The organism is Flavobacteriales bacterium (assembly GCA_013001705.1).
Lineage (GTDB): Bacteria > Bacteroidota > Bacteroidia > Flavobacteriales_D > JABDKJ01 > JABDLZ01.
Genome location: JABDLZ010000240.1, coordinates 1 through 10,662, shown reverse-complemented (window position 1 = coordinate 10,662; position 10,662 = coordinate 1). Strand labels below are relative to the sequence as shown.

10 protein-coding genes are annotated in these 10,662 nt (G+C 51.2%); 2 read left to right on the top strand and 8 right to left on the bottom strand.

Annotated elements, in window-relative coordinates:
- The 8 genes from HKN79_09730 to HKN79_09695 form a co-directional block, all read right to left on the bottom strand.
- A partial coding sequence (locus tag HKN79_09730) for a hypothetical protein (protein ID NNC83848.1) occupies window positions 1-562 on the bottom strand: 562 nt, incomplete at its 3' end.
- The gene (locus HKN79_09725) at window positions 543-878 is read right to left on the bottom strand and encodes a hypothetical protein (GenBank protein ID NNC83847.1); all 336 of its coding nucleotides are present in this window, start codon (window positions 876-878) and stop codon (window positions 543-545) included. The genes HKN79_09730 and HKN79_09725, both read right to left, overlap by 20 nt.
- Before the next feature lie 139 nt (window positions 879-1,017).
- Window positions 1,018-1,935 carry a tRNA (adenosine(37)-N6)-dimethylallyltransferase MiaA gene (gene miaA, locus HKN79_09720; protein ID NNC83846.1) on the bottom strand — a complete coding sequence of 306 codons (918 nt, stop codon included), beginning with the start codon at window positions 1,933-1,935 and terminating at the stop codon, window positions 1,018-1,020.
- Between the two features lie 6 nt (window positions 1,936-1,941).
- Window positions 1,942-2,505, bottom strand: coding sequence for a hypothetical protein (locus HKN79_09715; GenBank protein NNC83845.1), 564 nt, complete (start codon window positions 2,503-2,505; stop codon window positions 1,942-1,944).
- Window positions 2,506-2,548: 43 nt separating this feature from the next.
- Window positions 2,549-3,919, bottom strand: coding sequence for an HD domain-containing protein (locus tag HKN79_09710; protein NNC83844.1), 1,371 nt, complete (start codon window positions 3,917-3,919; stop codon window positions 2,549-2,551).
- Window positions 3,920-3,962: 43 nt separating this feature from the next.
- On the bottom strand, window positions 3,963-4,523 hold the full coding sequence (locus HKN79_09705) for a threonylcarbamoyl-AMP synthase (GenBank protein NNC83843.1): 561 nt from the start codon (window positions 4,521-4,523) through the stop codon (window positions 3,963-3,965).
- Window position 4,524: 1 nt separating this feature from the next.
- Window positions 4,525-5,331: a 2,3,4,5-tetrahydropyridine-2,6-dicarboxylate N-succinyltransferase gene (locus HKN79_09700; protein ID NNC83842.1), complete on the bottom strand. Its 807-nt coding sequence runs from the start codon at window positions 5,329-5,331 to the stop codon at window positions 4,525-4,527.
- Between the two features lie 123 nt (window positions 5,332-5,454).
- Window positions 5,455-7,521 (bottom strand): T9SS type A sorting domain-containing protein, encoded by a 2,067-nt coding sequence (locus tag HKN79_09695; GenBank protein ID NNC83841.1) that lies wholly within the window; start codon window positions 7,519-7,521, stop codon window positions 5,455-5,457.
- 250 nt (window positions 7,522-7,771) lie between these two features.
- Here HKN79_09695 and HKN79_09690 point away from each other — a divergent pair, with 250 nt between their 5' ends.
- Both HKN79_09690 and HKN79_09685 read left to right on the top strand, forming a co-directional pair.
- Window positions 7,772-9,163 carry a T9SS type A sorting domain-containing protein gene (locus HKN79_09690; GenBank protein NNC83840.1) on the top strand — a complete coding sequence of 464 codons (1,392 nt, stop codon included), beginning with the start codon at window positions 7,772-7,774 and terminating at the stop codon, window positions 9,161-9,163.
- Between the two features lie 67 nt (window positions 9,164-9,230).
- The coding region (locus HKN79_09685) for a beta-lactamase family protein (GenBank protein ID NNC83839.1) at window positions 9,231-10,662 on the top strand (1,432 nt) is incomplete at its 3' end.

Genomic DNA, 10,662 nt, shown 5'->3' with positions numbered 1-10,662 from the left:
TCCGTTCCAGACCTTTATAGGCAAAGCCCCTGAATAGGACCTCCTCAAAGACGGGAGCTACAATGCCGATGGATAGGATCAGCAAGGGGATGTTCTGAGAATTGCTTACCAATTCATGCAGGAAGGGGGTCTGGAAATCTTCGAAGTTGCTTGCGAGTAGCTCAAGACCCACTGTGACTATTACAGTGATGAGTATCCAAAGACCCCACACGTACCAAGGGACATTGTTCAGATGCAGATACTCTTTGATGGTGAGTCCTTTCTTCCAGCGGATAGCGATGGCTACGCTGATGAGACCCATCACGGCACCTCCAAGGGCCATCGGCCAGAAGAGGTCTTTCTCATATGAGAGACGATTGAGCAAGGCCTCATCTCCCGAGAACATCGCATCATAGATCTCACTGCTGACGTCTTGAAAGGAGACACCCAAGAAGAAGCCTAGCAACTGCCCGAAGAGGAATAGACAGAAGATGGCCAAGGTCCAGACCACGGTCATGCTGGGTGACCAGACGACCGTTTGATCGGAAGGAGAAGGAATCGACTCAGTAAGGTTGGTCATCATACACATCCAAGATAAGCAAGGCTTCTGAAAGTGCCCCGATCACCTTGGTGTCGTTCTTTTTACGAGCGATCTCCAGTCCGGATTGGTAGACTTCGATCGCCTTCTTGGTCTTCCCTTTTTCTTCAAGGAGCTTTCCAAGAACCGGATACGTGGCTACGTGCCCTTTGTCCTTCTTGATGACGGTCTCTAGTTCTTTCAGTGCTACGGCCTTGTTACCGATCTCCAGGTACTCCATAGCTATAGCATAGCGCAGATAGGAGTCTGTTGGATTCTTGTGCAGCATCTCCTTGATAAGGTCGATTCTCTGTTGACTCATGATGTTGTTCAGTTACCTCGGAAGGAGGTGGATTGTGTTTCAACGTGTTTAGATGGGCTAAAAATAGAAAGCGTATCAGGCGTCTACCTACCCCTATGCTCTGAGTTTTGCACATCCCCGATGCACGGCTGGAGGGAGCTTATGAATAACTCTCTACCCAATCGATGATCTGCTCGACAGGTCGCTCATGGGGTAGATCCAACCAGTGTATATCGCTCATCTTCTTGAACCAGGTCATCTGCCGTTTGGCAAAACGCTGTGTCTCTTTGATCACCTCTTTCTCCATCACCTCCTCGTCCCATTCTCCATCCAAGAAGCGAAATATCTCTTTATAGCCGACCGTATTCAGAGAGTTGAGATGACGTTTGTCATAGACCTCCCTTGCCTCATCCATCCAACCGGATTCCATCATTTCACCATAGCGTTGAGCAATGCGCTCTTTCAACTCCATGCGATCTCTTCGTAATCCGACCAGCACACTCTGGAAGGGTCGATCGACCTTCTTTTTGGAATGAAAAGAACTGAAGGGACGTCCGGAGGTCAGGCAGACTTCCAATGCCCGTATCACCCGCTGAGGGTTCTGTCGGTCTATACGCGCGTAGCTCTCCGGGTCATATTCTGCCAGTTCTTCCAGCAAGGGTGCCAGCCCTACTGTGCGATGTCTCTGGATCAATTGCTCCCTGATATGCTCATCTTTGGGTACATCGTCCAGCCCTTCCAGTAAGGCTTTGACACAGAGTCCCGAGCCACCTACCAACAGGATGACCGGATGATGATTCAATTCTCCTTGGATGAGTTCCAAGGCATCCCGCTCGAACTGTCCGGCACTGTACTCTTCTTCCAGATCCAAACAATCGATGAAATGATGGGCGACCCCGTCTTGCTCTTCCAAACTCGGACGTGCCGTGCCGATGGGGATATGCCTGTACATCTGCCGGGAATCGGCCGATAGGATAGGGGCTTTGAAATGTTTGGCCACTTGGATGCTCAATGCAGTCTTGCCCACCGCTGTGGGGCCCACGATAGAAAGCAATACGGGCTTGGTAGTACAGGCCATCATGGATCAGATGAGCCCTTCGTAGTCGTCCAGGTTCTCCATGCCACTCCCTTCATCCCAGGCGTCCATATCGTCTTCATCAGCATAGGGGTCGTCATCGACTTTGACATTATCCCGCGACTCGCTCAGGTCGATACCTTCCATGAGGCTGTCCATGTCGAATGGGTCATCCACCGGAGGCAGTTCACCCAAGGCCATGGCAATTCGTGGATATTCCAACGCTGGGTCGGCATCGGAGAGGGAGAGCACCTCCATATAGAAGATGCGCAGGTTGAGGAAATCATAGACGTAGAGCATGCGGGAGCGTTCCTCCAGACAGTCCTTGATGGCTGTTTCTGACATCAGCAGGACCGGCTCTTCGCTGGCGCCCATATCCACCAGTGCGATCTCTTCTCCTTTATTCCAGTGCTCATCGCTCTTGTAGAAGGAGGCCATCTGGTCGTTCTCCACATCGAAAGCGGCCAATATGCTTTCATGAAGTTGCTCCATGGTTCCATCATATTCCAATTCCAGGTCTCGGAAGACCTCCTCAGTATGATCGAGTACGATACGGATCTTGAGAATCTGCATGCTGGATCTAGCTTTATCCTCGCCCAAATGTAAGATGTGCGCTTCAGTTTTCGACCGGGGCCAATCCGAGTTCTTCACCCTTTTTGAGCATGAGCTGATAGGCCTGGTCATAATCGTTCTCTATGATACCATCGAGGATGCTCTCCTTGATCTCATTCTTGATGATGCCGATCTCCCGGCCGGGGCCTATCCCAAAGGTGTTCATGATGAGTTCTCCGGTGATAGGTGGCTGCCAATTGCGTACCCGATCCTTCTCTTCCACTTCGGCCAATTTCTCTATGACGAGATCATAGTTCTTCAGATAGCGCTTGACTTTGGCCTCGTTCTTCGAAGTGATATCGGCCCGGCAGAGTTTCATGAGTGCATCGATATCTTCTCCGGCATCGAAGAGCAATCTACGTATGGCGCTATCGGTGATCTCCTCCTTGGTCAGTGCGATCGGACGTAGATGAAGGAGGACCATCTTCTGGACGAATTTCATCTTGTGGTCCAAGGGCAGCTTCAGTCTGCGGAAGATCTTGGGCACCATGCGGGCGCCTTTATCCTCGTGACCGTGGAAGGTCCATCCGGCCTTGGGGTCGAATCGCTTGGTACGCGGTTTGGCGATATCATGCATGATGGCCGCCCAGCGCAGATAGAGGTCATCCGTGCTCTCGCAGATATTGTCCAATACCTCCAGGGTGTGGTAGAAATTGTCCTTGTGACCGATTCCTTTTCTGCGCTCGACCCCTTTGAGAGCGACCATCTCCGGAAAAATGATCTCCAACAGTCCAGTGCTCATCAGCATCTTGAATCCGATGGATGGGATAGGGCAGAGGATGATCTTATTGAGCTCATCGATGATGCGCTCCTTGCTTACGATGGAGATGCGGTGCGCATTCTTCTTGATCGATCGGAAGGAGTTCTCCTCGATACGGAAACGCAATTGCGTAGCAAAGCGGATGGCCCGCATCATACGCAACGGATCATCGGAAAAGGTGCGGTCTGGATCGAGAGGTGTACGGATGATGCCATTCTCCAGATCATGCAGCCCCTTGAAGGGGTCTACCAGTTCCAAGTCCTTGTTGAGATCCAGAGCTAGGGCATTGATGGTGAAGTCTCTTCGGTTCTGGTCGTCTTCCAAGCTACCATCCTCCACGATGGGCTTGCGACTCTCGGAGCGATAGGATTCCTTACGGGCCCCTACGAACTCGAGTTCGTATTCTCCTTTCTTGATCATGGCCGTGCCGAATCGTTTGAAAACATGCACATCCAGTCCACCCATCTCTTTAGCGATCAAATGGGCCAGATCCACTCCCGATCCGATGGTCACTATATCGATATCCTTGACCTCACGGCCCAAGAGCGTATCGCGCACGAAACCACCGATGATATACGCATCGTGACCATGCGATTTCACCACCTCCTGGATCATACCGATGATGGGCACATGCTGGAGGGATTCCAAGCGAGAAATCTCAGGAGCGTATGATCTGGACTTCTCCATTGAGTGCTAATTTAATGATGGCCGAAGCTTTGCTCTGTGCTGGGCGGTCATTCCGCTCGATGATACCTTCCACGCTTTCCTTGATCGAAGAGGCGATCTCATCCAGATGCTGGGGACTCCCTTGTCCCGAGATATTGGCCGAAGTAGAAATGATAGGGTGCTTCAGGCGTTGGACCAACTGCCGTGTCAATGGGTCCTGTACGATACGAATGCCTATGCTACCGTCCTCGGCACAGACTCCAGATGCCAATCCCTTTCCGTGGGGATAGATGATGGTCAGTGGGTCGACAGCGGCATCGATCAGGTCATAGGCCACTTCAGGCACGGCCTCCACGTAGCGCTCCATCATGGCATCACTATCCACGAGGATGATGTAGGACTTGCCTGTTTCGCGTGCCTTGATGGCATCTATCTTCTGCACCGCCTCGGGAGAAGTGGCATCGCAGCTGAGTCCCCAAATGGTGTCAGGTCGGTGCAGGATGACCCCTCCGGACCGTAGGATGTCCAGTGCCTTGTCCAACTGTTCTTTCATCTTAAACGGCTACGTTATGCTCTCGCAGCACCTCGTTGAGAGAGGTCTTCTTATCGGTGCTGGCCTTGCGTTCTCCAATGATCAAGGCCACAGGTACGCCATAATCACCGGCCGGAAAGGCCTTGATGCGTGTACCGGGAATGACCACGGCCCGCTCGGGAACTTCGCCCACATAGACTTTCTCTTCATCACCGGACACATCGATGATCTTGGTGCTCTGGGTGAGTACGACTCCGGCACCGAGTACGGCCTCTTTCTTGACATGCACTCCTTCTACCACGATACAGCGAGAGCCGATGAAGCAATCATCCTCGATGATCACCGGACTGGCCTGTACCGGTTCCAATACACCACCGATACCCACACCGCCACTGAGGTGGACATTCTTACCGATCTGCGCACAACTACCTACGGTGGCCCAGGTATCCACCATGGTACCGCTATCCACATAGGCGCCTATGTTGACATAGCTGGGCATCATGATCACGCCCGAGGCAACGAAAGAGCCATAGCGGGCGATGGCATGTGGCACCACACGTACTCCTTTCTCCTTGTAATCCTTTTTGAGTGCGATCTTATCGTGGAACTCGAAAGGACCCACCTCGATGGTCTCCATGACCTGGATAGGGAAGTAGAGTAGCACAGCTTTCTTGATCCACTCATTGACCTTCCATCCGTCTGATGAGGGTTCGGCCACGCGTGTCTCACCGGCATCCAATCGGGCGATCACCTCGCGGATGGCGGATTGGGTCTCGGATTCCTGCAGCAAGGAACGATCTTCCCAGGCTTTTTCGATGGTCTCTTTCATGGGGCGCGAATTTAGGGCATCGCTGCGAGAGAACTACGCACGAAATTCCAGTCCCGTCACCTTTGGTAAGGTACAGCATAAGAGCTATGTATATCCTCCAAGCGGTAGCCAGAAATAGCCTGCTTATCGATCCGATTTGATGAGAATTAGAGACTGAGAACGTTCATGAGATTGCACGGTGACCAGATACATACCTGCTGCTAGTTGCGAGCCGATTTCTATTTCATTGATAGCGGGACTCAGGTTCAGCGTGGTGCTTTCAATGGATCTACCATCCAAGGTTTGAATGGAGAAATTCACAACGCTTGCTTGTTCGCTGGATATACTCACGGTGGACGTGCTTGTGAATGGATTGGGATAGCCGGAGATGGTATGGAGAGATTTGTCATGATCATCCAAGCCGACTACACTGAAATCCAATGTGTAGAGACCAAAGTCCCTGACATAGGCGAACAGCCCGAGCCCCTGCACGTAATCGACATGTTCTATCTGGATATTCGGTAGTCCAGTACCTATGTTGTTCCAGCTGTTCCCATTGTCCTCGGAGAGGTAGACCCCTCCCGAGACCAGTGATTCGGATGAGCTATAGAGTGTATTCCCATCCACAGCCACATTATTGAAATCTTCTTCATTGATCAAAGACCAGGTATTTCCATTATCCACCGATCGGAATAGACCATCAGAATAGGTGATGGCAAATAACGCCCCCGTACCCACAGTGAAATTGATGACATCCGTGTCAGTCAGGCCGGTGTTGATCATATTCCATCCCGCATCGATATCGCTGGTGCGATACAGATTCTCAGCATCACATGTGAATAGCTCACCTGTAGGTCCTTGACGAATGAAATTCATGGTAATGTCTGCCAGGCCGGTATTCGCAATGGACCAACTTGAACCATTGTCATCCGTATATCGGATTCCATAATCCTCGGTAGCAACGATCACTCTATCATCGGAGGTAATGAGGATATCTACGGCATACACCTCACTGTCTGGAAAGGATGCCGAAAGGTCTTCCCATACCACCCCATCGGTGGAGCGATAAAGACGCTCGCCTCCTGCAAACAGGTCCCCATTGGGAGCTTTTGCCAATGCCATGAGTTCAGTGTCTGTCATTCCTTGCACCGAGTGTTGCCACGAGGTACCACCATCGTTAGAGATGAACAGCCCGGAGTCTGTTAACAGATAGATGACCCCGTTAATGGTCACCATGCGTTCTACATAAACGGCTGTGATTCCATCATTCATCAGTGACCACGATTGATCATTCAGTGTCTGAAGCGCTACGGCTCTGCTTCCAGCGATGAGATTATCATCGGTATCGACCCAAAGGAAGTTCACATCCATAGTCACCATGTCATAGCTGACATTCTCCCAAGAAGCCCCTTGGTCATCGGATGAGAATACGCCTCCATCATAGGCTGCCGCATAGAGTTGACCCCCACTATCGGTAGCGATGCTGAAGGCTCCATTGGTTCCGGGTAAAGGAGATAGCAGTTCCCATGTGCCTCCATTGTCATCTGATCGATAGATGCCAGAGAAGCTGGTGCAGCCGTAGATCGTTGTGTTGCCCACAAAGGCAAAGGAGCGTATGTCATTGGCTGCCTCGAAGAGTTCTACCCAGGTGTCCCCATTGTTGGTCGATCGCAGTATTCTTGAATTATAAGTGCCTACATAGAGTTCACCATCGGGACTGATCGAAAGGCTGGAAGATAGGAGTGTACTACCATCATTCAAGAGTTGCTCCCAAGTGTCTCCTTCATCTGTGCTACGCCAAACGGAATTATTGGTGTTCAAGAAAATAGTTCCCGATGCGTTCACCACCGCCTCACCTACAGAGATCCAATCGCCTGGGATCAAATCCTCCCAGGTATCTCCATTGTCGGTAGAGCGTCTCGGTCCCGTGACGAAGAATGCAATGAGGGCACCGGAAGGAGTACTCACTACATCCAGTACCGCGAGTTGTTGTAATCCTCCGGAGATGGATTGCCAGTTCTGGCCATCATCGGTCGAGCGATAGAGCCCACGGGTCGTGGCGCAAAGAAGATGACCGTCCGAAGTTTTGTGGATTTCCAATGCGTTTCCACCTGAAGGGTCATTGGCCGGATACCAGGTCTGAGCGTGCAAGCTCAGAAAACATCCGCACATCAGGATCAAAATACTGCTGTATAGGTAATTCGTATTCATGGTTCTGTGATTCTAGTTCTTTTTGATTAGGTGTCGCCTAAACCTATATCGTCCAGCTAGGTGGAATGTGAACATGCCAGTATTCGATTTGTCGCTTGAATAGAGATTCAGGTTGGTCCATTGAATATACAGACACCCATTGAATAAGAAAAATGAATGTCAAGCCTAGGAGGCTGATTTTCATCCTTATGGGTGATGCGCCCTGTACTAGCTCGGTCGAGCTTTGCATGTAAACAAAGTCATTCGATTCATGTATTGGGAGATAGGAATCTTTAGAGTAAGGAGCACGGCAGTATCACGTCTCGTTCTCATAGTGACCATACTGATGAGCATGCTCTCGGATGTTGGCCGAATTCAGGCTGCCACATTCACCACCACGCAGAATGGGGACTGGAGTGACCCGGCCACATGGGGTGGGGTATATGTTTCATCATTTTTCCCAACACCTGTGACCGTACCCAATTGGTTCACTGCGGGTGCTGGAGATGTCATCATCATCGATCATGATGTGAATATGGACTACCCGATCTTCGTCCGTTCACCGGATGTTCTGATCATCAATACAGGTGCTTCCCTTGTATCTACGACTCATTCCTTCTACAATCTATCCCTAGGTGATCCATCAACGACCTATTCCAGCATTCAAGCTGGGGTATTCAGTTTCGGTGACTTATCGGTCCATTATATGCGGAACAATACTGAACTGGCCATCTTAGGAGGTCGGATAGAGGTCAACTCTTCAGGTGACTTTGACAACTTGGGAGATGTCTATGTTCAAGGTGCCTTGGATGTGGATGGTGACCTGAACCATAATTCTGGGAATCTCATAGTTTCAGGTGGAGGAAATATCACAGTGGGCACAGGTGATTTCCAGAATCGGTCCATTCTCGAGTTGAATTCGAACTCAGCTTGCGTAGATATCCAGCAAGGGGCATTCAACAACCTACTCGGAGCAGTGGTCCTAGGATCAGGAACGGTACGGGCTTTTGGGAATATCGACAATGGAAGCAATGGGACGACCAACTGGAGCGGGGTCTCTTGGTGTACATCTGGAACTTCTGTGAACATTCCTATCAGTCTGGAAGATTGCTTGAATTTCTGTGGTACATCCGTACTTCCGGTGGAACTGCTCTATTTTGATGCGAAGACATCCGGATCAGGTGTGCAGCTCGACTGGGCGACCGCCTCTGAAGTGAATAATTCCCATTTCATTATCCAGAACAGTGTGGATGGAATGCAGTTCTCAGAGCTAGGGCGGATGATGGGCGCAGGCAATAGCTCGATTCAATTGGACTATAGCTTCCATGACGATGTGCCTCCTCACGGACTGTCCTACTATCGACTACTTCAGGTCGACTACGATGGGACCACCACTACCTATGACCCTGTGGTCGTGGAGTACCAGCGGGATGAAAGCACATTCGGTCTTTATCCCAATCCGGCATCTACCATGATACATATACTGAATTCGAACCCGGATCGGATATACATGGTGAAGATCGTGGACCGCTCTGGAAAGCGTATCCTCTCGCGTATCGGGCAGGAAAGCATCGATGTTTCCGAGTTGAGGCCGGACATGTACTACGTGTTGATCGAGGATCTGATAGGAGTCACTCATTTCGAGAAGTTGCTGATCGAGTAGGGGTCGGTCTCAAGGATTATATAATCAGAAAGGGCTTTCTAGTACATTTGAGTACAAAGCCCTATCCATGAAAACCAACAACTGTTTCCTCCTCGTCCTTCTGTTTCTATTGCAAACGACATTCCTCTCCGCCCAGACCTTCCGTCCTGAGATGATCGCGCAGATCGATTCCCTTGTCCCGGATGCGGTCAATGACACCACCCCGGGCTGTCTGATCGCCCTGGTGCATAAGGGAGAGACCATTCTGGCAAAAGCCTATGGCAAGGCCAACCTGGCCTATGGGATCGACAACGACCATCGCATGGTCTACAATATCGGCTCGGTGTCCAAGCAGTTCCTGGGCTATGCCTTTGCCATGCTACATGATCAAGGGCGACTCGACCTGGATGACCCCGTAGGTAAATACCTGGACGACTGGCCCGAGTTCGAGCAGGAGGTCACACTGCGGCATATACTCACCCATACGAGCGGATACCGAGAGGCCTACACGATGTCCAATCTCGCTGGACGTATCGTAGGGCAGGACTACCTATCCCGTGATGAATGTCTCGAAGTGGTACGTAGACAGCCCGCTTTGGAATTCGAGCCGGGCAGCCGGTATACCTACAACAGCACCGCTTGGGTCATACTGGCCGAGGTACTCGAAGAGGTCACCGGTACACCGGCCGATGACTGGGTGACCCGACATATCCTGGAACCGCTGGGCATGGAGGCTACAGAGATCGAGAGTTATGTAGGAGAAGTCATCCCCAATGCGGCCGAATCCTATTATGTGGAAGAAGGCCAAGGCTATGTCAATGCCGAGAGCAACCGGGCCATCTTCGGAGCGGCCGAGGTCTATTCCAATCTCGAGGATCTGAGTAAGTGGATCAATAACTACCGCACGGCACTGATAGGGGGAAAGGCCGTTCAGGAACTCTTCACCCAAGCCTATATGCTGAGCAATGGTACTAGTGCCGACTATGGATTAGGCATAGGCATCAGTGAGTATCGCGGTACCGAGCGCTGGCGGCATGGCGGGAGCCACGAGGCCTTCCTCACTATGCTGAGTTATTATCCCGAGCACGATCTGGGGATCATCATCCTTTCCAATTATGGAGGCCGAGGTTGGATCTCAGAATCCGATGTGGCAGATATCCTACTGGCCGATGTGCTCGAGCCGGAAAAGCAGAGCCCGGTCAAAGGCATCAAAATGCATCCCAAAGCCCTACAGCGCTTTGTAGGTAACTATCTGCGGGACACCCGCAACCGTACCATGGAGATCAGCGTGAGTGAGGACAGCCTGACCATCAATGGAAGGAGGAAACTGATACCCATTGGGAAGAACCTTTTCAGCTCTGGCGATGGAGAGGCGAGATACCGTTTCGACCCCTCAGCCGATGGCGGACAGCGCTTGACCATACGGATCGATGGAGGCGACTATATCTACGAGCGACTGCCGACTTGGGAGGGGGATACACAAGCCCTTCAGGCCTATACAGGCGATTACTGGAGCGAGG